Genomic DNA, 26,316 nt, shown 5'->3' with positions numbered 1-26,316 from the left:
AGGAGGTTATCTATGAAACAGTTATTCAAATTCTTTTTTGGACAATTACAACGTATTGGTAAAGCCTTAATGCTGCCAGTGGCGATTTTACCTGCAGCTGGGATCTTACTGGCGTTCGGTAATGCGATGCACAACGAACAAATCTTACACTACGCACCTTGGATGGAAAATCATTATATTCAGATGGTCAGTCAGATTATGGAAGTATCTGGTCAGGTCATCTTTGATAACTTGCCATTACTCTTTGCGATGGGAACAGCACTTGGTTTAGCAGGTGGTGATGGTGTTGCTGGTATTGCGGCACTAGTCGGTTATTTAATTATGAATGCGACCATGGGTAAAGTCGTAGGTATTACAATTGATGATATTTATTCTTATGCTGAAGGGGCTAAAACGTTAGGACAATCAGCAAAAGACCCGGCACATGCTTTGATATTAGGCATACCGACCTTACAAACAGGTGTATTCGGCGGGATTATTATCGGGGCTTTAGCAGCGATATGTTACAACCGCTTCTACAACATTCAACTTCCTCAATTTTTAGGATTCTTTGCTGGGAAACGATTTGTACCGATTATTACATCATTAGTCGCAATCGTGACAGGGATTGTTTTAAGTTTTGTATGGCCACCTGTTCAAGATGGCTTAAATAACTTATCTAATTTCTTATTAGGTAAAAACTTAGCTTTAACGACATTTATTTTCGGGATTATTGAACGTTCACTTATTCCATTTGGTTTACATCATATTTTCTATGCTCCATTTTGGTTTGAGTTCGGACATTATACAAATGAAGCGGGTAACTTAATTCGTGGTGACCAACGTATTTGGATGGCACAATACCAAGATGGTGTGCCATTTACGGCAGGGGCTTTTACCACAGGTAAATATCCATTTATGATGTTCGGTTTGCCAGCAGCAGCGTTCGCGATTTATCGTCAAGCGAAACCAGAACGTAAAAAAGTAGTCGCAGGTTTAATGTTATCAGCAGGGCTTACAGCCTTTTTAACAGGGATTACAGAACCATTAGAATTCTCATTCTTATTTGTAGCGCCGATTCTTTATGTTGCACATGTCATTTTAGCAGGTTCTTCATTCTTAATTATGCATTTATTAGGCGTTAAAATCGGTATGACCTTCTCAGGCGGTTTTATTGATTATATTTTATATGGCTTATTATCATGGAATCGTTCCAATGCGTTATTAGTAATTCCAGTCGGTATTTGTTATGCAGTTGTGTACTACTTCTTATTCACATTCTTAATTAAGAAAATGAACTTGAAAACACCAGGTCGTGAAGATCAAGAAGTGACACAAACGAACGTGTCAGTGAGTGAATTACCATTTAAAGTATTAGATGCGATGGGTGGTAAAAACAACATTAAACATTTAGATGCATGTATTACACGCTTACGTGTAGAAGTGAATGATAAGTCTCAAGTGGATGTTCAAGAATTAAAAGATTTAGGAGCATCAGGTGTCCTTGAAGTCGGCAATAATATGCAGGCGATTTTCGGACCGAAGTCAGATCAAATCAAACATGATATGCAACAGATTATGGATGGCAAGATTACGTCTCCAGTAGAAACGACAGTAACAGAAGATGGTGATGCAGAAACAGCAGAAGTTGTAGCTGAGGGCGGTGCAGTAATTTATGCGCCGATTACAGGTAAAGTCGTTTCGCTTTCAGAGGTGCCTGACCAAGTCTTCTCTGGCAAAATGATGGGAGACGGTTTTGCGATTCAACCATCTAAAGGTGAAGTCTACGCACCATTTGATGGTACAGTGAAGATGATCTTCCCAACCAAACATGCACTGGGTTTAGAATCTAAAGACGGCGTAGAATTATTAATTCATTTCGGCTTAGAAACCGTTAAATTGGAAGGCCAAGGCTTTGATATTTTAGTTGAAGCAGGGGATAAAATTGTACTGGGCCAACCGTTGATGAAAGTAGATTTAGATTATATTGAGAAACATGCGGATAGTACTATCACACCGATTATCGTCACAAATCAAGAACAACCAGAAATAGAGTTGGTTCATGAAGGTGAAGTGACACATGGGGATAAAATCGCTATAGTCAAACCATAGTAAATCAAACACAAACTGGTGTCTAAATTTTTTTTAGGCATCAGTTTTTATTTTTAGGGTTAGGGGTAAAGAGTAGCGTTGAAGGGAATGATAAATAAAAAGTTTCTTTTTTTACAAAATAGCGATAAAATATGATTAATCAATAGCAAGGAATGGTGAAGTACATGGAAAATAATGATAAACCGAAGCGTTTTTCGCTGAGTGAAACACGGTTTATGAGATTTATCGGAGGCAAGAACTTGATGTTCGGTCTTCTGATGTTGATTATGATTGGATTAACAATATTTATATTTGATAAAGTATCGTACATATTCCACCCGTTTGTGATCATATTCAATACGATTGCAGCGCCGGTTATTTTAGGTTTGATCTTATTCTACTTGTTAAATCCAGTTATTCAATTTATGGAACGTTATAATATCCCAAGACTATGGGGGATTATTATTCTGTTTTGTTTCGCTGCAGCGGTGATTGCGTTAGTAGTTAATTTACTAATTCCAGTCATTAGCGACCAAATCAAAACGTTCGCGCATAACTTCCCACGTTATGTAGATAAATTTAATGAAATGGTTGATCAAGTAACCAGCTGGTCGCATTTTGCGGGTATGTCTGATTTCTATACGCAAATTCAAGATCAGCTTGATAAAATAGCGAAGAAAGTACCGACAATGGTTTCAGATTTCTTTGATGGTTTCGGAACGAAGATTATGTCAATCGCTGAAGCGGTTGTGAATATTGGTGTGGTTATCGTCACAACACCATTCGTACTCTTCTTCTTCTTAAAAGATGGTCATCGCTTCAAAGCAGGTTTAACAAAAGTGATGCCACCGAAATATCGTCAAGATGTGCATGAAGTAATTGAAAGCATGAGCTTACAAGTAGGTTCATATATCCAAGGTCAAATCATTGTATCATTTTGTATCGGTATCTTACTCTTTATCGGTTATTCGATTATCGGTTTAGATTACAGCTTAGTTTTAGCGAGTATTGCGGCAGTCACTAGTGTGGTTCCTTATTTAGGACCAACCATCGCAATTTCTCCAGCTATTATTATGGCATTGATTACATCACCGATTATGTTAGTAAAATTAATTGTTGTGTGGACAGCAGTTCAATTTATTGAAGGTCACTTTATTTCACCTAACGTTATGGGTAAAACATTAAAGATTCATCCTTTGACAATTATCTTTGTATTATTATGTGCAGGTAATTTACTTGGTATTGTGGGTGTCATTCTCGCAATTCCTGGTTATGCGGTCATTAAAGTGTTAGTCACACACTTATTCGGTATGTATAAACGTCGTTATAACCGTTATTATGGTCAAGATTCAGGACCTTATGAAGTTGCTGATGATGAGTGGGCAGATAATCCGAATAATCAATTGAAGTAAAGTAACGTATAAGGCATGACACTTTTGTTAGGTGTCATGTCTTATTTTTTTGGTGCTTTGACATATAGTTATGTGGTAACATTTTGGTATATTATAAATCATTTCATGAATTGCTTGAAATGGTGTGAGGAATTGAGGGAAACAATGTCAAAACAATTAAAAGGTCGATTAATCACCGGTGCGAAAATTGTGTTTGCGACTGTTCTTTTTATCTTAGTTGTGACGACTTTATACAAAGAACTCTCAACCATGAACTTTAAAAAATTATTTGTACTGTTTGAAAAATTGAATCGTGTTGAATTAACGAGTCTGTTAGTTGCTGGTGGCTTATCTATATTATTATTAAGCCTGTATGATGTGACGATGGTACGGACTTTAAAATTGAAAATGTCTTTATTTAAAGTATTGCGTGTCAGCTATATTATCAATGCGTTGAATTCTATTATCGGATTTGGAGGCTTTATAGGTGCGGGTGCACGTCTATCAGTCTATAAACCTTACGTGAAAGATACGAAAACGTTATTGCATTATATTTCATTGGTTTTATTATCGATGTTGACTGGTTTAAGCATGCTGTCGATTCTAGTCGTGACCCATGTATTTAATGCGAAACATTTACTGAATGATTATCCAGTAGTACATGTTTTACTCTATGTGGTCGCATGTTTCTTGCCTGTATTTATCTTTATCACAATTAAAAAACCAGTAGAACCGTCTCGTCGTTTTACAGGTGTCTATTTAACACTAGTGTCAGGTGTGGAATGGTTAGCCGCAAGTTTTGTACTCTATTTTGCATTACGGATTGTCAACTTAGATGTGTCATTCACATCATTTGTCGGTATCTTTATTATTGCGGCGATTGCCGGGTTAATCAGTTTTATTCCTGGTGGTTTCGGGGCATTTGATGTCGTGATTTTAGTCGGCTTGAAGCACTTGAATTTACCAGAAGAAAAAATTGTCTTAGCGTTGATGTTATATCGTTTTGCGTATTATATCATTCCAGTGATTATTGCGTTAATCTTATCAATGTTTGAATTCGGTACTTCAGCTAAACGTTATATTGAACAATCGAAGTACTATACACCAGCAAAAGAAGTGACTTCATTTTTATTTTCATATCAAAAATCCATCACTTCTAAAATTCCATCGCTTTCTTTAGCGGTACTGGTCATGTTTACGAGTTTAGTCTTTATCTTAAATAACGTCAGTATTATTTATGAAGGCTTATATGATCCGAACCATATGTTTTATTATATTGTGGTGACGATTCATACGAGTGCTTGTTTAATTCTGATGTTGAATGTTCGCGGTATCTTTAAACAAAGCCGCAGAGCCATATTATTTGCGATGGTTTCTATCGTGTTGATCTTTGTGATTACAGTGTATACGAATACCTCATTTTTATTAATTACGTGGTTGCTTGTGGTATTTGGTTTATTGATTTATGCCTTTATGAAAGCACAAGTCTTAAAACGTCCGATTCGTTTACGCCATATAGTTTCAATGCTGATTATTAGTATTATTATGTTGACACTGAATCACTATATGATTGTCTTTGTATTAGATGCGGTAGATGCTTACCGTATTGAAGTAGATAACTCAATGTTACGTTATTACTTATGGTTGACCATTCTTGTGGTTATTATTATCGTGACGTTTATTGTCTGGTTATTTGAAAATGCATATCGTAAAGATTATCCAGCCAATGATATCGAACAGTGTGAAGCGATTATCGAAAAATTCGGAGGCAACTATTTAAGCCATTTGCTTCATAGTGGAGATAAAACAGTGTATATGGATGAATCAAAAGAAGCGTTTGTGATGTATCGCTTTAAACTTAATTGTATTGTGGTATTAGGTGATCCGATTGGTAACCCTAAACGATTTAATGATTTGTTTGAATCGTTGTACCATTATGCTAGAGATTTGGGTTATGAAGTGATTTTCTATCAAGCGACAAATCGTCATATGCCGCTATATCATGATTTTGGTAACCAGTTCTTTAAATTGGGTGAAGAAGCGGTCATTGATTTAACAACATTTACAACTTCTGGTAAAAAACGCAGAGGATTCAGAGCAACGTTAAATAAACTAGAAGACCAAAATGTCCATTTTGAGATTATAGAACCGCCATATACAGATGAATTCCTTAAAGAGTTGGAAGATATTAGTGATCAATGGTTAGACGGCAAAAATGAAATGCATTTCTCAGTCGGCCGTTTCACACATGATTATTTATCTAAAGCACCGATTGGAATTCTAAAAGAAGAAAATGGCCGTGTCATCGCATTCTGCAGTTTAATGCCGACGTATTACAATGATTCCATTTCAGTAGATTTAATTCGTTGGTTGCCAGATGTAGATTTACCGTTGATGGATGCGCTCTATCTGCATATGTTGTTATGGAGCCAAGAAAAAGGCTACAAAGCATTTAACATGGGTATGGCGACCTTATCCAATGTCGGTCAAAATGAATACTCATATTGGAATGAACGTGTCGCAGGTAAAATCTTTGATAACTTTAATACGTTATATCGCTTCAGCGGTTTAAGACGTTATAAAGACAAATTCAAACCAGAGTGGGAACCACGATATTTAGTTTACTCAAGACACAGTTCCTTATGGCAAAGTATGATTAAAGTGTTGTTAGTGATTCGCTCTAAACACTAGTTGAACCGTTTCATACTGCAAGGTGCATATAAAGATCGAGGCCAAAAAAGGTCTCGGTCTTTTTTTAATGGTTTACGATTAAACGTATGTAAACTTTGTTATCCAAATATTTTATTTTAATCCAAAATTCAGAAAACTAAGAAAAGTCTATTGACATTGTCTGAATTTCAGTCTATACTCTGAATAAATTAATAAAAAAACTTATCAAGAATGGTGGAGGGACTGGCCCTACGATACCAGGCAACCTATTTAAGTTAGGTGCTAATTCCAGCAGGTGAAGACCTGAAAGATAAGCCCGTAGCGAGTCTATCTTTTTCAGGTAGGCTCGTTTTTTACATTTAAGGAGGAAATGAACATGACAAATGATTTTAAATTCGAAACGTTACAATTACACGCAGGACAAGAGGTAGATGAAGCATCGCATTCGAGAGCGGTACCGATTTATCAAACAACATCTTTCACATTTGATGATACACAACATGCGGCCAATTTATTCGGCTTAAAAGAATTAGGTAATATTTACTCACGTTTAACAAACCCGACAGTAGCAGTGTTTGAAACACGTGTAGCAGAACTTGAAGGCGGTGTCGCTGGGGTTGCGGTAGCTTCAGGTATGGCTGCAATCACATATGCGATTCAAACTGTTGCAGATGCAGGTGATCACATTGTCGCAAGCTCTACGTTATACGGTGGTACACATACATTATTTGCACATACGTTACCTAAATTCGGTATTGATGTTTCAATCGTAGACAGCAAAAACTTTGATGAAGTTAAAAATGCGATTAAAGAGAATACAAAAGCACTTTATATCGAAACAATCGGTAACCCTGAAGGTAATGTTGAAGATATAGAAAAGTTAGCAGAAATTGCACATGAAGCGGGTATTCCATTAATTGTTGATAATACATTTGCTTCTCCATACTTAATCCAACCAATTAAATACGGTGCGAACATTGTGGTACATTCAGCGACTAAATTTATTGGTGGTCATGGTACTTCAATGGGTGGTGTTGTCGTTGATGGCGGTAACTTCGATTGGACACAAAACGATAAATTCCCAAGCTTAACAGAACCTGATCCATCTTATCATGATTTAGTGTTCACTGAAGCGTTCGGACCAGCTGCTTTAGCATTCAAAGTCAGAACAACATTATTACGTGATACAGGTGCAGCACTTTCTCCATTTAATGCTTTCTTATTACTACAAGGTTTAGAAACATTATCATTACGTGTTGAACGTCATGTTGAAAACGCAGAAAAAGTTGCGAAATTCTTAGAAAACCATGACAAAGTTGAATGGGTTAAATATGCAGGCTTACCATCAAGCGAATACTATGATTTAAAAGAAAAATATTTACCTAAAGGTGCAAGCTCTATTTTCACTTTCGGTGTCAAAGGCGGTTATGACGCAGGCATTAAATTTATCGAATCTTTAGAACTCTTCTCTTTACTTGCGAACGTCGGCGATGCGAAATCATTAGTGATTCATCCGGCTTCTACAACACACGCACAATTAAATGAAGAAGATCAATTGAAAGCAGGTATTACACCTGAAACAATCCGTGTGTCTATCGGTCTTGAACATATTGATGATATTATCGCTGACTTAGAAAAAGGATTAGACGCGATTTAAGATGTTGTTTATTGATAGCGTTCCGATTCTGCCTGTACTAAAAACAGAGCAAATCGAATTTAAAGAGAAGCGTATACCTGAAGGTTTGAATTTATTGATTGTTAATTTGATGCCGGTGAAACAAGATGCTGAAAGACAGTTGCTGAGACTGCTTGGTTTGACGAGCCACGCAATTAATGTTGACTTCATCTATCCGGTTACTCACAAATCGCAGTCTGCTTCTTATAATCATGCAGAACAGTATTATAAAACGTTTGAAGCTGTCAAACATCGCCATTACGATGGCATGATTATGACAGGGGCTCCTGTAGAACATCTTGATTTCTCTGAAGTCTATTACATCGAAGAATTAAGAAAGATTTTTGATTGGTCGAATACACATGTGAAACAACGTTTGTTTATTTGCTGGGGTGCGCAATTTGCTTTGAATTATCGCTACGGTATTCATAAGCGAATGTTTAAAAAGAAACTCACTGGAATTTATCGCTATCATATTTTACAAGCACATCCTGCGTTATCTGAAATACCAGAATACATTATTCCGCAATCTAGAGGTTCTTATATGGATCCAGGAGAAGTCATGGAAGAAGAAGACTTAAATGTGATTACGTATAGTCCGTATACGGGTATAGACTTTATCTCTAATCGCAATCAAACAGATTTATTTATCGGCGGTCATTTTGAATATGAGAATGATACGTTGTTAAATGAATTTAAACGCGATAGTGATAAGTCTAAAGAAACCGCAGTTAAACCTAAAAACTACTTCAGAGGAGATTCTCTAGACTTGTTGCCAGCCCATTGGATTTCTTATGCGCAACAATTATTCCAAAACTGGACGGATATGATGTATGCATCGCGTTGGTCAAATGCAGACCAAACAGCAGATTCAATTCTAAAACAAAATAAAGCATAGAAAAAATGCGCAAGTCTGTCATCAATCATTATGATGAGCTTGCGCATTTTTATATGATAATCAGCTTATGAGTCTTTTCGTTGTTGTTTGATGGCTTCACGTTGTGCTTGTTCTTCTTGATAACGTTCTGGATTCTTTTTATAGAAGTCTTGATGATATGTTTCTGCTTCATAGAATGTCGCAACAGGTAAAACCTTCGTCGCAACAGCTTTATCTTTGTTGATAGTTGATTTTAATGACTCGATATATTGTTCAGCGGTTTCTTGTTGGTCTTCATTAGTATAGAATATAGCTGTACGGTACTGTGAGCCTCGATCTTGATATTGACCTTCAGCGTCGGTAGGATCGATGACTGAAAAGAAAATCTCAAGTAATTTATTGTATGAAATTAAGGCAACGTCGTACTCTATTTTAACGGTTTCTAAATGACCGGTTTGACCTGTTTTAACTTGTTCATACGTGGGATGATCAACAGTGCCTCCCATGTAGCCGGATGTAACTTTTTCAACACCATCAAAGGTATCGAAAGGTTTAGTCATGCACCAAAAGCATCCCCCGGCAAAATAAGCTGTATTGATATTCATTCAATCTATCCTTTCTTTTTATGGGACCTTAGTACCATTTGCTTAGAAAATACTTGATTTTTAAAAGAAAATTATATAACTTTAGTATGTATTAATTATATTACATAGGCTGTTAATTTTGAAGTATAAGGTTGGTTAAAATGACAAATGAAACGAATAATGACAATTATAAACGAAGCAGTGGCGAACAACCGCTTCCGAAACGCACCAAGAAACGCATGCGCAAACTTCCGTTTGTGATTTTAGGTATCTTAATTGTATTTATTATTATGGTTGTATATGCGGTGTCTGGGTATAGAAGCGGTATTAATTATGCGAAAAAACATAATTCGAATATGAAAGTAGAAAAGTTTAACGGTCCTGTTAAAAACGACGGTAAGATTTCTATTTTACTCTTAGGGGCAGACAAATCAGATGGCGGTAAATCTAGAACAGACTCTATCATGGTAGCACAATATGACTATATTCATAAAAAAATGAAAGTGGTCTCTGTGATGCGTGATACATACGCAAAAATTCCAGGATATAGAGACTATAAAATTAATGCAGCCTATTCATTAGGCGGTGCTGAGCTTTTAAGAAAAGCTTTGGTTGAAAACTATGGTATTAACCCTGAATACTATGCGGTCGTGGATTTCGAAGGTTTCGAGAAAATGGTCGATGAGTTAGCTCCTGATGGTGTTCCGATTGATGTAGAGAAAGATATGTCAGAATTAATTGGTGTCTCACTGAAAAAAGGGCATCATAATTTAAATGGTAAAGAGTTATTAGGTTATGCACGTTTTCGTCATGACCCTGAAGGTGACTTTGGTCGTGTCAGACGACAACAACAAGTGATTCAAGCGTTAAAACAAGAAATGACAAAACCAGGTGCGATTTTCAAATTACCTAAAGTCGCAGGTATTTTACGTGGTTATCTGAATACAGATATTCCAGACTCTGCGTTAATTCAAACGGGTATGAACTTCGGTATCCGCGGTGATAAAGACGTGAAGACATTAACGGTTCCGATGAAAGGGACTTATCAAGATATTCAAACACCTGAAAGCGGCAGTGCGTTAGAAGTAGATAAGCCTGCGAATAAAAAGGCAATTGAAGAATTTTTAAATGACAACAGCAATGATAACAGCAACAAGAAAAAAGAAGGACAAAATTAACAGTGCAGTACTTTGGTTCATATTGATGGAATATATGGATTGAGTAGAAAGCAGTCGGCATATAGGTGTCGGCTGTTTTTTTACGTTTAAAGCGGTGTGGGTGGTCTGTATGTGTGTGTAGAGTGGATAGAGATGTGAAGGTGAGCTATAGGTATAAGGGTGTAGTGAGAAGAGAATTGTTTTGATGTGAAACGAAGGAAGTTAAGTAAAGGAGAGGTAAGTAGTAAAGAGGATAGAAATAGATGAGAAGTAAAGGTGAAAGAGGAGATAGAGAGGTAAAATAAGAAAGGTGAGAAGCGGTTAGTGTTAATGATTAACTGCTTCTCACCTTTTTTTATTATTGGTCTGATTTTCTAACGCCGCCGACACCGTAATGTGTTGGTTTCATTTCTTCTAATACTACACTGATAGCGTTGCGATCAGCATTTGTAGTTTTTTCTACAGCATCTGTTACTTCTTTCACTAATGCTTTTAATTGTTCGTCTGTACGACCTTCGATTAATTTAATGTTTACTAATGGCATGAGAACGCCTCCCTTGTTTGATGTAAGTTTATTATACCACTAATGTATCGAAGAGATTAGGAATATAATAATTTTTAAAATAGAACATTTGTTCTCTTTAGTATTGAATAAGAACAAGTGTTCGTATATACTAAAAGTATCAGAAGCGGGGGTGTTACAATGTATGATTACCATTTATTAGAGGATAGAGATATTTTATGTATTGACCAAAAAAGCTTCTTTGCGAGTGTATCGTGTATCTCAAAAGGTTTAGATCCTTTAAAGACAAAGCTTGCGGTGGTCGCTGATACAAAACGACAAGGTTCTGTTGTATTAGCAGCAACACCGCCATTAAAAGCCATCGGTATAACCACAGGTTCAAGATTGTTTGAAATTCCGCACCGCAATGATATTTATATTATTAATCCCAGTATGCGTAAGTATCTGGACGTTTCGATTATGATTTCTAAAATTGCTTTGCAGTATGTACCACCTGAAGATTTGCATCAGTATAGTATTGATGAATTTTTTATGGATGTGACAGACAGTTATCATCGCTTCAGTAGTACCGTCCATTCATTTTGTATCAAATTGATGAAAGAAATTTATGAACAGACACAGATATACTGTACAATCGGTATCGGTTCAAATATGTTGCTGAGTAAACTTGCGATGGATATTGAAGCAAAACATAATGATAATCGCATTGCGGAATGGCGCTATCAAAATGTGCCAGAGAAGTTATGGAATATCCAACCGTTGCATAAGTTTTGGGGGATCAATACACGTACCGAAAAGAAATTGAATAAGCGTGGGATATTTACGATTGGTGATTTAGCACATTATCCTTATCAATACTTAAAACGAGATTTCGGAATTAAAGGGATTGATTTACATCTGCATGCACATGGGATTGATCAAAGTAAAATACGGGAGAAACATAAAATTACCAATCCATCGATTTGTAAGAGTCAGATATTAATGCACGACTATACGTATGAAGATGCGAAAGTCGTCATGCAAGAGTTAATTGAAGATGTAGCAATGCGCGTTAGATTACGTAAAATGCGTGCACGTACTATTCATTTTTCTTTTGGTTATAAAGATGGTGGAGGCGTGCATAAACAGTTCACATTAGACGAACCGACAAATTTGGAAAAAGAGATTTGGAAAGGCGTAGAAAAGTGGGCAAATCAATTATGCGAAAAAGAGCTGCTTTATCGCACGCTCAGTGTTTCATTAACACAATTTGTGCCTGAAGGTATTCAACAATTAAATCTATTTGTAGATGAGTATGAAAGAAAACGAAGTGAAGCTTTAGCGAAAGCAATTGATCAACTACAAGAAAAATATGGTAAAGGTATTGTTTCAAAAGCCATCTCTTATACAGATGCTGGTACGAAATACGGACGCTTAGGTCTTATGGCAGGCCATAAAATGTAAAGAAAGCTCCCTATAAAGCTTGATGTATGCTTTGAAGGGAGCTTTTAATGATTTATAGACTGTAAGTATCGAATTCATTTAAGGCTTTAATGCCAAGTTCACGATCTTCAGGCGTTTTAAAACTGATGCGTAATGCACCATAGATATCTTCTCTGACTTCCACAATATTAATGTTACTTATAGAAATATTATGTAAACTTAGTATAGATGTTACTTTGCTGATCATACCAGGTTCGTCAGGGATGTCGACGTATAATTCGTAAGAACTAGACACAGCACCTGGTTTTTTCGCAGGTAACTGATTACGGTACTCACGTGCTTGTTCGAAAAATTGATAAATACCTTCGTTATCGTCATTTTTGATTTGTGAAGCGAGTAGGGCGAGTTGTGTTTGCCATTCTTCGATACCAGATAAGATATATGCTTTATTCTCATGCATAATATCGCTCCACATTTCAGGACTGCTGCTGGCAATACGTGTGATATCTCGGAAACCACCAGCTGCTAACTGTTTAATTAACGGGGAATCTTGATCATGATTTAAACTTAAATTGACTAAAGATGCTGCAGCGATATGAGGAATATGACTGACAATACTCGTCACAAAATCATGTTCTTCAGGTGATGTAGCAATGACTTTTGCGCGTGTGGCTTGGAGTAACTGTTTAATTTCTTCTGAAGCTGCATCGTTGTCTTTTTCTGAATGCACCAGCATGTAGTAAGCATTTTCGAATAAATTCTTTTTAGCGTTTAAGATGCCTGATTTGTGGCTGCCGGCCATTGGATGTCCTCCGATCAAGTGAATGTTCTCTGCTAGTAATTGTTTTTCAAAGGCTTGAATTGTCCCTTTAGTGCTTCCAGTATCTGTAATGATCAACCCAGGTTTTGTAGACAAATTTGTAAGAGTCTTTAGATATTGAACGGTTTGTTGGACAGGTGTTGCATAAATGATAATGTCTGCTTTTGCTACTGCTGCTTCATAATCTAATACTTTTTCATCAATAATCCCAATAGATAGGGCTTTATCAAGTTGACTTGGATTAGAATCATAGGCGATGATATTGACATCATCATGAAAGTACTTGAAATTGGTAGCTAAACTGCCTCCGATTAAACCTAAACCAACAAATAAAATATTTTTAGTCAAAAGACTCACCTCTGTCTAAATTTTCAGAATAGCGATATTATAGTGTATATTTTCAAATGGTGCAAGGTCTTTCACTTATCTATTTCGATTTCTATTTGGAAAATTAATCGGTACAATAAGAGTAAGGAGGGGTCTTTTATGTCAAAAAATATTTTTGAAACTATTAAAACATTAACCGAAATTCCAAGCCCATCAGGTGATGCTTATCAAGCTATAGAGTATGTGCAATCTTTTGCGGAGGATTTAGGGTATCCGACTTATGTGACAAATAAAGGTGCATTGATGATTACAGTTAAAGGTGAAAATGATGTAGATCATCGTTGTATTACTGCACATGTAGATACTTTAGGCGCAATGGTCAAAGAAATTAAAGAAGATGGTCGCTTAGGTATTGAGTTGATTGGCGGTTATGCGTTCAACGCAATTGAAGGTGAATACTGTACGATTCATACAGATTCAGGTAAAAACTATACAGGCACTATTTGTTTACATGAAACTTCAGTTCATGTTTATAAAGACAACCATAATATTCCACGAGATAAAGAACATATGGAAATCAGAATTGATGCGGTAACACATAATGAAGAAGATACACGCCAATTAGGTATTGAAGTAGGGGACTTTGTAAGTTTAGATCCTAGAACAATCATTACAGAGAATGACTTTATTAAATCTCGTCATTTAGATGACAAGGCAAGTGTTGCGATGATTATGGATTTCTTAGAAGACTATAGCAACAATGATAAAACATTGCCTTATACGACACACTTCTTTATTTCAAATAATGAAGAAATTGGTTATGGTGCGAATGCGTCAATTCCAGGTAAAGTGAATGAATACATCGCATTTGATATGGGTGCGTTAGGTGATGGTCAAACGTCAGACGAATATACAGTGTCGATTTGTGCTAAAGATGCATCAGGACCATATCATAAAAAATTACGCCAACATCTTGCACAATTGGCGAAAGAAAATAATATTCCATACAAAGTTGATATTTATCCTTACTATGGCTCAGATGCTTCAGCTGCGTTACGCGCAGGAGCAGATATAAAACACGGTTTATTTGGTGCGGGTATCGAATCTTCACATGCGTTAGAGCGTACGCATCTTGATTCAATCAAAGCGACACAGCGTTTACTTGAAGTCTATCTTTATTCAGAAATGGTTGAAGATTAATTCGAAATAATTAGAATTTTTGAATTTATGTGTTGACATCTTAAAAAAGAGCGTGTATTATTCAAAGTACATTGCAAACGACGTTAGAAGTAAACGTAGCTTATATGATTTGTAGCACACAGAAAACTGATGGTTGATGTAAATCAGTACAACATATAATGTGAATTGGGCTTTTAATGTGCAAGATCAACAATTTAAATAATGAATAAGAACATGAAAATGTTGAACTAAGGTGGCACCACGGTAACGCGTCCTTATCGGAAGAGCGTTATTGTGGTGTTTTTATATTGAGTTAAAAAGAAAAAGAGAAATACAGTGAAGAGATAAAATGAAGTAGTTAAGCAGTTAGAGTAAATTCAGAAAGTTAGTGGTTGATGCAAACTAACCTCGCTGCCTAATGAATTGGGTTTTGTTGGAAGCTGACAATTCAATCAAGTATGAGTGGGTCATCAAACTGATGGCTAATAAAGGTGGTACCGCGCCAAAAGCGTCCTTGTTACAACAAACAAGGACGCTTTTTATTATGGGAGGAGAATTAACATAATGGATGTAGTATACAAGAGATTAAATGCTGATATTACCCCTGAAGCATTAGCACAATTAGCAGAGCGAAAAATTATTTTAGAAAGTGCAAGTCAAAATAAAACTAAAGGTCGTTATTCAGTCGTTGCCTTTGATATATACGGTGAGGTGATATTGACTGAAGATGAACTTACAATAAAAACACCAGAACAAACAATCACAGAAACGAAACAACCTTATCAAAGACTTAAAGATTATGTTCAAAGCTATTACGCAGAGATTGAAGAGGACTTATTAAAAGATCTACCATTTATTTCAGGATTTATCGGCTCATGTAGTTTTGATTTAGTCAGACATGAATTTCCAGTACTAAAGAAAAGACAAGTTGCTGATAAACCAAATCAAACTGACGTTCATTTATACATGATTGAAAATGTATATGTATTTGATCATTATAAAGAATACTTGTATGTGATATCTACAAACTTATTCTCAAATGAACCGTCTGAAGCGATTGAAAAAAGAGTAAGCCAACAAATAGATGCTTTACAAAATGTTAAATTGTATCAGCCGGATACTTCTTTTGTGCCAAGTCAAAAAGATATTATTCCGAATATTCCGGATAATCAATTTATTCAAAATATTTCGAAATTTAAACAGTTAATTACTGAGGGAGATATGTTCCAAGTTGTCCCTTCAAGAATTTATCGTTATAAACATGAGTTCGGCGATAAATTACATGACTTATCTTATCAACTGTATCGTAAGTTGAAACGTCAAAATCCAAGTCCATATATGTATTACTTAAATATCGATGAACCGATTATCGTCGGAAGTTCACCTGAAAGTTTCGTCAAAGTTAAAGGTAATGAAGTTGTTACTAATCCAATTGCCGGAACAATCAAAAGAGGACAAACATCTGAAGAAGACGAAGCTAATGCACAGCAATTGTTAAGTGATGAAAAAGAGTTAAGTGAACATCGTATGTTAGTAGATTTAGGAAGAAATGATATTCATCGTGTCAGCAAGACAGGCACATCTAAAATTGAACGTTTAATGGAAATTGAAAAATATGAACACGTGATGCATATCGTTAGTGTCGTAACTGGGCAGCTAAATGAAAAAATGTCACCTATGGACATTATCGCAAGCTTATTACCAACAGGCACGGTATCAGGTGCACCAAAACTCAGAGCAATTGAACGTATCTATGAAGCACATCCGTATAAACGTGGCGTTTACAGCGGTGGTGTCGGTTATATCAACTGCAATCACGATTTAGATTTCGCTTTAGCGATTCGTACGATGTTAATTGATGAGACGTATGTAGATGTAGAGGCAGGATGTGGTGTTGTATATGATTCAATACCTGAAAAAGAATTAGAAGAAACGAAACTTAAAGCGAAAAGCTTATTGGAGGTTACACCATGATATTAATCGTAGATAATTATGACTCATTTACTTATAACTTAGTGAATATCGTAGCAGGTTACACAGATGTCGTGGTGAAATACCCTGATGATCCGACAGTCTTTGACTTACAACCAGATGCGGTGATTATTTCACCGGGACCTGGTCATCCTGAAGATACAGACGACTTAAATCGTATTATTAAACATTTTGAAGACTTGCCGATTTTAGGTATCTGCTTAGGTGCACAGGCCTTGACATGTTACTACAAAGGACATGTTATCCAAGGTGCCAGTGTCTTACATGGCAAGATTGATACGATGCACCAATTAAAACCGACAGTCTTATACGAAGGGTTGCCTGAAGCATTTAAAATCATGCGTTACCATTCGCTCATCAGCGATTCAGAAACATTCCCAGAATCATTAGTTATTACAGGAGAAACAACGGATTGTATTCAATCTTTCGAACATCAAGATAAACCACATTATGGTATCCAGTATCATCCAGAATCTTTTGCGACTGAACATGGAACTGAGATTATTCATAACTTTATTAAACTCGTTGAGAAAGGGGCTAGCAGCCATGACACTTATTCAAAAAATCCAAACACAACCGAACTTAACGCAACAAGACATTAATACATTTATCCAAACGTTAATAAACCCGGATATTGATAATGAAACAAAAGCAGAATTGTTACGTGATTATACTGCTCGCCCATTAAATCAAACAGAAGTCACTTATTTAGTAGCAGCAATGATTCAAACGATGTATCCTGTACAACCGGTTTACCCTGGTGCTATGTGTGTATGTGGTACAGGTGGCGATAAATCAAACAGCTTCAATATTTCAACAACCGCTTCTTTCATCGTCGCTGCAGCAGGTGTCAACGTACTAAAACACGGCAACCGCAGTATCACATCCGCTTCAGGCAGCAGTGACTTACTCAATAAAATGGGAATCGCTAGTTCGCAAGTTGCTGATGTTGAAACAAGAATGCAAGAAACAGGTTTAGCCTTTTTAAATGCGACAGACACGTATCCGGTCATGAAATATATCCAACCGATTCGCAAAATGTTAGAAGGTCCAACCATCTTTAACATCTTAGGACCTATGATTCATCCATACAAATTAGAGTATCAAGTCGTAGGGGTTTACAATCCAGAGTTTGTGAAACCAATGGCTGAAACACTCTATGATTTAGGTCGAAAACGTGCCATCGTGTTACACGGCGCAAACGGAATGGACGAAGCGACATTATCTGGAGAAAACATTATTTATGAAGTGAACCAAGAAACAGGTATTACGTCTTATCATTTAAATGCTGAAGATGTGGGCTTAACACCAGCAAGTAATGAAACATTAAAAGGCGGCACACCTGCAGAAAACTTAGAAATTACCTTAAATATTTTAACTGGCAAAGATCATTCAAGTAAACGTGATGTCGTGGTATTAAATGCTGGTATCGCATTATATGTTGCGGAAAAAGCAGATTCGATTCAAGAAGGTGTGACATTAGCACAACAATTAATCGATGAAGGTAAAGCTTTTGCTCAATATAAAAAAACAGGAGGGCAAGTGTATGACTATATTGGATGACATTGTTGAATATAAGAAATCGTTATTAGAAGAAGGGTACTATGATCGTTTATTACGTACACTTCCAGTAACCAATGTTAAATATAAAAAGAAATTAAGTGAACGTTTAAAAGAACGGAGTCATTTATCAGTCATCGCAGAAATTAAATCTAAAAGTCCTTCAGTTAAGAAATTACCTGATCGAGATTTGACACAACAAGTTAAAGATTATGAAGCCTACGGTGCACAAGCAATTTCTATCCTGACTGATGAATATTATTTCGGCGGCAGTTATGAACGCTTAAATAAACTTACAAAAGAAACGACATTACCTGTATTATGTAAAGACTTTATGATAGAACCGATTCAAATTGATGTGGCATATCGTGCAGGTGCATCCATCATTTTACTCATCGTCAATATTTTAGATGATCAACAAATGCATGAACTTTATCAATATGCGAAATCTTTAGATTTAGATGTGTTAGTAGAAGTACACAGTAAGCAAGAATTAGCGAGAGCTTATCAACTTGCGCCAGATATTATTGGTGTAAACAACCGTGATTTAACACGTTTTGTGACGAATGTCGAACATACTAATGAAATACTAGAGAATAAAAAAGATGGTTATTACTATATTTCAGAAAGCGGCATTCATACACAAGAAGACGTCGAAAAAATTGTGGGTTCAGGTATAGATGGCATCTTAGTTGGTGAATCACTTATGAAGTGTGATGATTTATCCCAATTCTTACCAAGCTTACAGCTAAAAAAGGAGCAGTAAGATGTTCTTAAAATATTGCGGGTTTCAATCAGAAGACGATGTTACACGAGCCATAGAGAATGATATAGATGCGATAGGCTTTATCCATTATCCCAAAAGTAAACGTCATCAAAGTATAGAAGACATTGCACAATTAACAAAACTTGTACCAGAAAAGATTCATAAAGTAGTAGTGGTCGTTAATCCAACAAAGGAAATTGTTGCAAAACTTATAGAAGAAACAAATATTGATACGATTCAATTTCACGGACATGAAGATGTTGCACTATTACGATGGTGCAACTCACAATATCCTGGCATTCAAATATACAAAGCACTTCCAGCAAGTTCTGAACTAGTTGAAGCCATTGAAACTTATCGAAACGAAGTAGATTTATTTATTATCGATACACCTTCCATCCATTATGGCGGCACTGGTCAATCATTTGATTGGCAATTACTGAAACAACTCTCAGATGTTCCGTATTTAGTGGCAGGCGGTATGGATTTAGAGAAGATTCAACAATTCGAACAACTCGATATTCAAACAACAGGATTCGACATCGCAAGTGGCATTGAAGTAGAAGGTCGAAAAGATCCACAAGCAATGAAACAAATTTCAAATTATATTAAGGAGAGAGATAAAAATGACGAACGAAACAACACAACCCATTCAAACTGAAGTAGATGAACTTGGATTCTTTGGTAATTATGGCGGACGCTATGTCCCAGAAACATTAATGCCAGCGATTCAAGAATTAAGACAGGCTTATGATGAAGCTAAAAATGATCCCGAATTCCAACAAGAATTAGATTACTATTTAAAAGATTATGTAGGACGTGAAACACCTTTAACTTATGCGAAATCCTATACAGAAGAGTTAGGTGGCGCAAAAATTTATTTAAAACGCGAAGACTTAAACCATACAGGCGCACATAAAATTAATAATGCTTTAGGTCAAGCCTTACTAGCTAAACGTATGGGCAAACGTAAATTGGTTGCTGAAACAGGTGCAGGCCAACATGGTGTAGCCAGTGCAACCGTAGCAGCACTCTTTGATATGGAACTTGTGGTTTTCATGGGTGAAGAAGATATCCAACGTCAAGCATTGAACGTATTCAGAATGGAATTATTAGGTGCCAAAGTAGTGTCTGTGACAGATGGTCAAGGTACATTATCGGATGCGGTGAACAAGGCGTTACAATATTGGGTCAGCCACGTTGACGATACACACTATTTATTAGGTTCAGCATTAGGACCAGATCCGTTCCCAACAATGGTTCGTGATTTCCAAAGTGTCATCGGCAATGAAATTAAATCACAAATTTTAGAAAAAGAAGGTCGTTTACCTGACGCAGTAGTTGCATGTGTAGGCGGCGGTTCTAACTCAATTGGTACGTTCTATCCTTTTGTACAAGATAAAGACGTAAAATTGTATGGTGTAGAAGCTGCAGGTGAAGGTGAAGACACAGAAAAACATGCTTTAGCAATCGGTAAAGGCTCTGTTGGTGTCTTACATGGTACGAAAATGTATCTATTACAAGATGACAACGGTCAAATCGGTTTAGCACACTCTATTTCAGCGGGTCTAGATTATCCAGGTATTGGACCTGAGCATAGTTACTACCATGATATTGGTCGTGCGGAATACCCAAGTGCATCAGATGAAGAAGCGATGGAAGCTTTAATCAGATTTACGAAAGCAGAAGGCATTATTCCAGCAATTGAAAGTGCACATGCCTTAAGTTATGTAGAAAAATTAGCACCGACAATGGGCAAAGATGAAATTATTGTTGTTACTGTTTCAGGTCGAGGAGATAAAGACATGGATACAATTCGTAAATATACACAAGAACGAGGTGAAGGTCATGAGTAAACTATTTATTCCTTATATTATGGGTAACAAAAAATTTATTGATAATTTAAAAGTCTTACAAGAAGAAGGGGCAGATATTGTTGAAATCGGCCTACCATTTTCAGATCCTGTCGCAGATGGTCCAACAATTATGGATGCAGGCAGTAAGGCAATTAAAGAAGGTATGAGTGCACGCGTGATTTTAGATGAGCTTAAAGCACATAAAGATGAATTACAAGGGTCTAAATATGTCTTAATGACTTACTATAATGTAATTTTACATTATGGAGAAGCAGCATTTTTAGAAGACTGTGAGGCAGCAGGTGTATACGGTTTAATTATTCCGGATTTACCATTTGAACTTGCAGAACAACTCAAAGCACGTTTCCCTGATCGCAAAGTTAATATCATCTCATTAATTGCTATGACCGCTTCAAACGAACGTATTGAACACATCGCAGCACATGCTGAAGGATTCATCTATACTGTAACAATGAATGCGACAACTGGAGATAATGGAACGTTCCACCCAGAATTACAACAAAAAATTGCATTCATTCAAGAAAAAGCAAATGTACCTGTTGTAGCAGGATTCGGTATCAGAACACCAGAACAAGTCGCAGAAGTGACACGTTTCGCTGATGGTGCAGTCATTGGCAGTGAAATCGTCAAACGTTTCGCAAATGACGAAGAAGCAACAACAAGAGGTTACTTACAAAGTATTCGTAAAGCATTAGATGAAAATAAAACAACTGCACAATCATAAAATGTTTTTTTAAATCAGGGTCTGTCTCAGACTCTGATTTTCGCTTTATATATAGTGGTTTTGATAACGGTTTGACACGTGTGCGTGTTATGATAGATAAGCAAGGTTATTACACAAGGTACTTACTTAAAGGCGAACCAGAATAGTTGTAAGAAGTTGAATTCTTGCTTAACATACATAATAAAACAACAGAAATGAAAGGTTTCAATTTTAGTTTTCCTTTTGGGTATTGTATAATAATGAAGATTGAAAATTGATACCAATAAGAAATTAAAAGATAGAGAATACGAATTAGGAGTTATTGAAATTATGAAGTTTACCAATTTAACTACAGCTGAATTTGGAGATTTTACAGATAAAATGCCGTATAGCCATTTTACACAAATGGTAGGCAACTATGAGTTGAAAGTTGCAGAAGGTACAGAAACACATCTTGTCGGGGTGAAAGACAAAGATGACAATGTCATTGCAGCATGTTTACTTACAGCTGTGCCAGTAATGAAATTCTTTAAATATTTCTATTCAAACCGTGGGCCGGTCATTGATTATGATAATAAAGAATTAGTCCATTACTTCTTTAGAGAATTAAAGGCATATGTTAAACAATACAATGCATTATACTTAAGAGTAGATCCATATTTACCATATCAATACCGTAACCATGATGGTGAGATTACAGGAAATGCCGGTCATGATTGGATATTTGATAAAATGGAACAACTGGGTTATATCCATCAAGGCTTTACAACTGGCTTTGATCCGATTATTCAAATTCGTTTCCATTCTGTATTAGATTTAAAAGATAAAACACCACAAGATGTTTTAAAAGGTATGGATAGTCTACGTAAACGTAATACGAAAAAAGTAAAACGTAATGGTGTTAAAGTCCGCTTCTTAGGTGAAGATGAAATGCATATTTTTCGTAAATTTATGGAAGATACTGCAGAAGCGAAAGACTTTGATGATCGTGAAGACGACTTCTATTATCACAGACTAAAACACTATAAAAATCGTGTCTTAGTACCGATGGCTTACATTGATTTTGAAGAGTATATTAATGAATTGAACGCTGAACAAAAGAATTTAGAAAAAGAAATCAATAAAGCTGAGAAAGACTTGAATAAGAATCCTGAGAACCAAAAAGCTGCACGCAAAAAAGAAAACCTTGAACAACAATTAGAAGCACATCATCAAAAAGTTGCTGAAGCGCGAGACTTACAACAAAAACATGGTAATGAACTACCGATTTCAGCTGGATTCTTTATTATTAATCCATTTGAAGTTGTTTATTATGCAGGTGGTACTGCGAATGAATACCGTCACTTTGCGGGAAGTTATGCAGTGCAATGGGAAATGATCAACTATGCGATCAACCATGGTATCGATCGTTATAACTTCTATGGTATCAGCGGCCACTTTACTGAAGACGCTGAGGATGCAGGCGTTGTGAAGTTCAAAAAAGGATTTAACGCAGATGTAATTGAATATGTTGGAGACTTTATTGCACCGATTAATAAGCCGATGTATAAACTTTATACAACGCTTAAGAAAATCAAAGATAGATAAACATAAGGTAGAAGGGAAATAAAGAAATGAAATTTACAGAGTTGACAGTTAAAGAATATGACAATTTTGTGCAGAATCCATCGCTAGAAAGCCATTATTTTCAAACGAAAGAAAATATCGGCACAAGAGAAGCAGACGGTTTTGAAGTTGTATTATTAGGGATTAAAGACATCGACAACCGTGTGATTGCAGCAAGTTTATTCTCTAAAATTCCTACAATGGGAAGTTATGTTTATTATTCAAACCGTGGTCCGGTCATGGACTATAGCGATTTAGGTCTTGTAGAGTTTTATTTACGTGAGTTAGAGAAATACTTACGTCAGCATAATTGCTTATATGTGAAATTAGATCCATATTGGATTTACCAAATTTATGATAAAGACGTAAACCCATTCCCAAGTCGTGAACAAAATGATGCACTTGTGAACTTATTTAAATCACACGGTTATCATCACCATGGCTTCACAACAAAATACGACACTTCAAGCCAAGTGCGTTGGATGGGTGTCTTAGATCTTAAAGACGAAACACCAGCCTCTCTTAAAAAACAATTTGATAGCCAACGTAAACGTAATATCAATAAGTCAATTAATTATGGGGTAAAAGTTCGTTTCTTAGGTGAAGACGAACTAGATAAATTCTTCAAGTTATACCGTGAAACTGAAGAACGTGCTGGTTTCGTTTCAAAAACAGATGAGTACTTCAAAAACTTCATTGAGTACTATGGTGATAAAGTATTAATCCCATTAGCTTATATTGATTTAGATGAGTACATCACATCGCTACAAGAGTCTTTAAATGATAAAGAAGGCCGTCGTGATCAAATGATGGCGAAAGAAAATAAATCTGATAAACAATTGAAGAAAATCTCAGAGTTGGATAAACAAATTGAACATGACCAAAAAGAATTGCTGAAAGCGAGCGAATTGCGTCAAACAGATGGTTCAATTTTAGATTTAGCTGCAGGCGTTTATTTCGCAAATGCTTATGAAGTGAACTACTTCTCTGGTGGTTCTTCAGAGAAATATAATCAATACATGGGACCTTATATGATGCATTGGTTCATGATTAACTATTGCTTCGAACATGGTTATGATCGTTATAATTTCTATGGTTTATCAGGTGATTTCACTGAAGATAGTGAAGACTACGGTGTGTACCGCTTCAAACGCGGCTTCAATGTACAAATTGAAGAATTAATCGGAGATTTCTATAAACCAATTCAAAAAGTGAAATATTGGATTTTCAATACGTTGAATAACATCCGTCAAAAAGTAAAAAAATAAATGCTTTTATAAGAAGCAACCTAACATAATAAAAAACGTGCTTTCCTCATCAAATTTTGAAGAAAGCACGTTTTTTTGAATTAATTAGTGCGCAAATGCGTCAAAGACATAGTTTAAACCGATTAATAGGAAAGTGAAACCAACAAAGAAAGCGATTAAAAATGCACCTATTAATGGATTGAACAATAAAATGATACCTGCGATAATACCAATGATATTAACGAGTAATGAAAAAAAGTGATATACCTTATTTGTACGCTCTACTGGTGTCACAGTAAAGACACCTAATGCAGATGAAAAGATAAACCAAAATGCAAGCATATAAATAATTGCGACTTGACCTACATTAGTAAAAACAATAAATAAAATACCGAAAATAATATTAAGAATACCAAGTATCATTAACCAGCCGCTAGCAATACCTACAAAAGCTTTTGTTAAACGTCTGAAGAATAATTCAGCAATACCATTAAATATGAAGAAAATCCCGAATAACCAAGTGATGACTGTTAAGTTTTCGACAGGGAAGCTCACGCTTAAAATTCCAATCAATGCGAATAATAAACCGATGATTAAACTTGACCATCTAATGTGATTAGTAGACAATTTTAACACCTCTTTCATGAATTATATACATTAGTATATACCCTTTAACGAAAAATTACATGTTAAAAAATTCATAAATAGTTAAAATAAGATGATAATCAACAAAAGAAGTAAATTGTATAATTAAATGGTGTTTAAAGTGAAGTTAAATAGAATACTCCTTACTTAAAATGGTAAGAAGACATGCAAATATACATAGATGCACATAGAGAGAAGGGATAAATAAGCGATACTAGGGAGGTTAAGTGACTTAAAATAAACCTCAAAATATAAAAAAACGTTATATAAAGCAAGTCAATACACCAAGAACTATTAGGTTCATGCTGAGCATAGTTGTCATTAACCATTTGAACTGAGTATTTGAGCTTTTTTGGAAATCGTCAAACTTTGTATCAAGTTTAACAATTCTACCATCTAATGCATTAAATTTATCATCAATTTTTTGATCCAGCATGTTAAACCGTTTATCGATTTTAGCATCAAGTGATTAATGTATACAGTTATTTAGCGATAAATAGCTAAAAATTAAGAGGTTTAGTTGTTTGGAAAGCTAAATGACTGTAAAAGATAGAATTAAATATATTTATGTTATGTAAACTAATTAACGTTATTGTATTTAAAATCATTGCATATAAGGATTGACTGAGTATGTTTAGATATTGGTGTTTAAGCATTATAAATACTGTTATTAGAAAATTTGAATGCTGAGAGAGCTTCTGTATTGCATCGAGAATTAACATTACGGATAATCATACAGATGACGCTAAGTAGTTATAATTAAAATGGTATGATTAACGATGTTTAAACTGGATTGATTTAAGTAATGTCAAAGATGGATAATGTGAACGTAGATAAGGTATTTATTATAAAATAAGATGCTGAGAGACGCTCTGAGCTGCAATGAGAATTAGATATGATGGACAAATACCAATGGCGTTACATAATAGCAATTAGAAATGACTAAGCTGATTTATAATAATGAGATATGCGATTTGAACTTAGATTTGTAGTTTGAATAAATTAATATGAAGATCCACGGTAATTAAGATAAGTCAGTTCAGCTTAAAATGAATTATAGATTTGTTAGTTAATGACTGTATGCAGAAAATAACATAAGTTAGCAAAACTGAATATATGGTAAATATGACCATAAAAGCGAGGTAGCTGTATGTAACTATTCTTTTTGTTCTTTTAGTTTACATAATATATATTATAGGAAGTTATGTATTGAGCAGAAGAAGTGG

Annotated in this window: 21 protein-coding genes and 1 riboswitch; of the genes, 17 read left to right on the top strand and 4 right to left on the bottom strand. The window is 35.6% G+C overall.

Annotated elements, in window-relative coordinates:
- Window positions 1-12 precede the first annotated feature (12 nt).
- The 5 genes from ptsG (at window position 13) to MUA87_RS07275 (ending at window position 8,704) form a co-directional block, all read left to right on the top strand.
- Window positions 13-2,091 (top strand): glucose-specific PTS transporter subunit IIBC, encoded by a 2,079-nt coding sequence (gene ptsG, locus MUA87_RS07295; protein ID WP_262550392.1) that lies wholly within the window; start codon window positions 13-15, stop codon window positions 2,089-2,091.
- 164 nt (window positions 2,092-2,255) lie between these two features.
- Window positions 2,256-3,482, top strand: a complete 1,227-nt coding sequence (locus MUA87_RS07290; RefSeq protein WP_031262556.1) for an AI-2E family transporter — start codon at window positions 2,256-2,258, stop codon at window positions 3,480-3,482.
- A 144-nt stretch (window positions 3,483-3,626) separates the two neighbouring features.
- Window positions 3,627-6,152 (top strand): bifunctional lysylphosphatidylglycerol flippase/synthetase MprF, encoded by a 2,526-nt coding sequence (gene mprF, locus MUA87_RS07285; RefSeq protein WP_002480872.1) that lies wholly within the window; start codon window positions 3,627-3,629, stop codon window positions 6,150-6,152.
- Window positions 6,153-6,350: 198 nt separating this feature from the next.
- Window positions 6,351-6,448: riboswitch (SAM riboswitch) on the top strand.
- A gap of 59 nt (window positions 6,449-6,507) precedes the next feature.
- Window positions 6,508-7,788: an O-acetylhomoserine aminocarboxypropyltransferase/cysteine synthase family protein gene (locus MUA87_RS07280; RefSeq protein ID WP_002480873.1), complete on the top strand. Its 1,281-nt coding sequence runs from the start codon at window positions 6,508-6,510 to the stop codon at window positions 7,786-7,788.
- A 1-nt stretch (window position 7,789) separates the two neighbouring features.
- Window positions 7,790-8,704 carry a homoserine O-acetyltransferase/O-succinyltransferase family protein gene (locus MUA87_RS07275; RefSeq protein ID WP_105979706.1) on the top strand — a complete coding sequence of 305 codons (915 nt, stop codon included), beginning with the start codon at window positions 7,790-7,792 and terminating at the stop codon, window positions 8,702-8,704.
- Window positions 8,705-8,769: 65 nt separating this feature from the next.
- Here the strand turns inward: MUA87_RS07275 and msrA are convergent, their stop codons facing one another.
- Complete coding sequence (gene msrA / locus MUA87_RS07270) at window positions 8,770-9,288, bottom strand: peptide-methionine (S)-S-oxide reductase MsrA (RefSeq protein WP_002480875.1); 519 nt, start codon at window positions 9,286-9,288, stop codon at window positions 8,770-8,772.
- A 140-nt stretch (window positions 9,289-9,428) separates the two neighbouring features.
- Between msrA and MUA87_RS07265 the strand changes: the two genes are divergently transcribed.
- Window positions 9,429-10,445 carry an LCP family protein gene (locus tag MUA87_RS07265; protein WP_002480876.1) on the top strand — a complete coding sequence of 339 codons (1,017 nt, stop codon included), beginning with the start codon at window positions 9,429-9,431 and terminating at the stop codon, window positions 10,443-10,445.
- Window positions 10,446-10,782: 337 nt separating this feature from the next.
- Here MUA87_RS07265 and MUA87_RS07260 read toward each other — a convergent pair whose 3' ends face one another.
- Window positions 10,783-10,968 (bottom strand): 2-hydroxymuconate tautomerase, encoded by a 186-nt coding sequence (locus MUA87_RS07260; protein ID WP_002480877.1) that lies wholly within the window; start codon window positions 10,966-10,968, stop codon window positions 10,783-10,785.
- A 159-nt stretch (window positions 10,969-11,127) separates the two neighbouring features.
- Between MUA87_RS07260 and MUA87_RS07255 the strand changes: the two genes are divergently transcribed.
- Window positions 11,128-12,390 carry a Y-family DNA polymerase gene (locus tag MUA87_RS07255; protein WP_002480878.1) on the top strand — a complete coding sequence of 421 codons (1,263 nt, stop codon included), beginning with the start codon at window positions 11,128-11,130 and terminating at the stop codon, window positions 12,388-12,390.
- Between the two features lie 52 nt (window positions 12,391-12,442).
- On the opposite strand, the gene MUA87_RS07250 is transcribed toward MUA87_RS07255, so the two are convergent.
- Window positions 12,443-13,537, bottom strand: coding sequence for a prephenate dehydrogenase (locus MUA87_RS07250; protein WP_002480879.1), 1,095 nt, complete (start codon window positions 13,535-13,537; stop codon window positions 12,443-12,445).
- Between the two features lie 138 nt (window positions 13,538-13,675).
- Here MUA87_RS07250 and MUA87_RS07245 point away from each other — a divergent pair, with 138 nt between their 5' ends.
- The 10 genes from MUA87_RS07245 (at window position 13,676) to MUA87_RS07200 (ending at window position 24,466) form a co-directional block, all read left to right on the top strand.
- A complete protein-coding gene (locus MUA87_RS07245; RefSeq protein WP_119563871.1) occupies window positions 13,676-14,716 on the top strand; it encodes a M42 family metallopeptidase in 1,041 nt (346 codons plus the stop codon).
- Window positions 14,717-15,259: 543 nt separating this feature from the next.
- A complete protein-coding gene (locus MUA87_RS07240) occupies window positions 15,260-16,669 on the top strand; it encodes an anthranilate synthase component I (protein ID WP_262550390.1) in 1,410 nt (469 codons plus the stop codon).
- Window positions 16,666-17,289: an anthranilate synthase component II gene (locus tag MUA87_RS07235; protein WP_262550388.1), complete on the top strand. Its 624-nt coding sequence runs from the start codon at window positions 16,666-16,668 to the stop codon at window positions 17,287-17,289. The genes MUA87_RS07240 and MUA87_RS07235 overlap by 4 nt, the downstream gene beginning before the upstream one ends.
- The gene (gene trpD / locus MUA87_RS07230; protein WP_060804263.1) at window positions 17,234-18,250 is read left to right on the top strand and encodes an anthranilate phosphoribosyltransferase; all 1,017 of its coding nucleotides are present in this window, start codon (window positions 17,234-17,236) and stop codon (window positions 18,248-18,250) included. Before MUA87_RS07235 ends, trpD begins: the two co-directional genes overlap by 56 nt.
- Window positions 18,234-19,013, top strand: coding sequence for an indole-3-glycerol phosphate synthase TrpC (gene trpC / locus MUA87_RS07225; protein ID WP_002480885.1), 780 nt, complete (start codon window positions 18,234-18,236; stop codon window positions 19,011-19,013). The genes trpD and trpC overlap by 17 nt, the downstream gene beginning before the upstream one ends.
- Window position 19,014: 1 nt before the next feature.
- Window positions 19,015-19,674, top strand: coding sequence for a phosphoribosylanthranilate isomerase (locus MUA87_RS07220; RefSeq protein WP_070863779.1), 660 nt, complete (start codon window positions 19,015-19,017; stop codon window positions 19,672-19,674).
- Complete coding sequence (trpB, locus tag MUA87_RS07215) at window positions 19,640-20,869, top strand: tryptophan synthase subunit beta (protein WP_023015235.1); 1,230 nt, start codon at window positions 19,640-19,642, stop codon at window positions 20,867-20,869. Before MUA87_RS07220 ends, trpB begins: the two co-directional genes overlap by 35 nt.
- On the top strand, window positions 20,862-21,614 hold the full coding sequence (gene trpA, locus MUA87_RS07210; RefSeq protein ID WP_262550384.1) for a tryptophan synthase subunit alpha: 753 nt from the start codon (window positions 20,862-20,864) through the stop codon (window positions 21,612-21,614). The genes trpB and trpA overlap by 8 nt, the downstream gene beginning before the upstream one ends.
- Before the next feature lie 309 nt (window positions 21,615-21,923).
- Window positions 21,924-23,180 carry an aminoacyltransferase gene (locus MUA87_RS07205; protein WP_070863777.1) on the top strand — a complete coding sequence of 419 codons (1,257 nt, stop codon included), beginning with the start codon at window positions 21,924-21,926 and terminating at the stop codon, window positions 23,178-23,180.
- Window positions 23,181-23,206: 26 nt separating this feature from the next.
- Window positions 23,207-24,466 carry an aminoacyltransferase gene (locus MUA87_RS07200; protein WP_262550381.1) on the top strand — a complete coding sequence of 420 codons (1,260 nt, stop codon included), beginning with the start codon at window positions 23,207-23,209 and terminating at the stop codon, window positions 24,464-24,466.
- 84 nt (window positions 24,467-24,550) lie between these two features.
- Here MUA87_RS07200 and MUA87_RS07195 read toward each other — a convergent pair whose 3' ends face one another.
- Window positions 24,551-25,081 (bottom strand): HdeD family acid-resistance protein, encoded by a 531-nt coding sequence (locus tag MUA87_RS07195; RefSeq protein WP_233650834.1) that lies wholly within the window; start codon window positions 25,079-25,081, stop codon window positions 24,551-24,553.
- Between the last annotated feature and the right edge of the window lie 1,235 nt (window positions 25,082-26,316).

The organism is Staphylococcus simulans (assembly GCF_025561465.1).
Classification (GTDB): Bacteria; Bacillota; Bacilli; order Staphylococcales; family Staphylococcaceae; genus Staphylococcus; species Staphylococcus simulans.
Note: the sequence above shows the minus strand (reverse complement) of the source record. Positions and strands in the feature narration are given on the sequence as shown.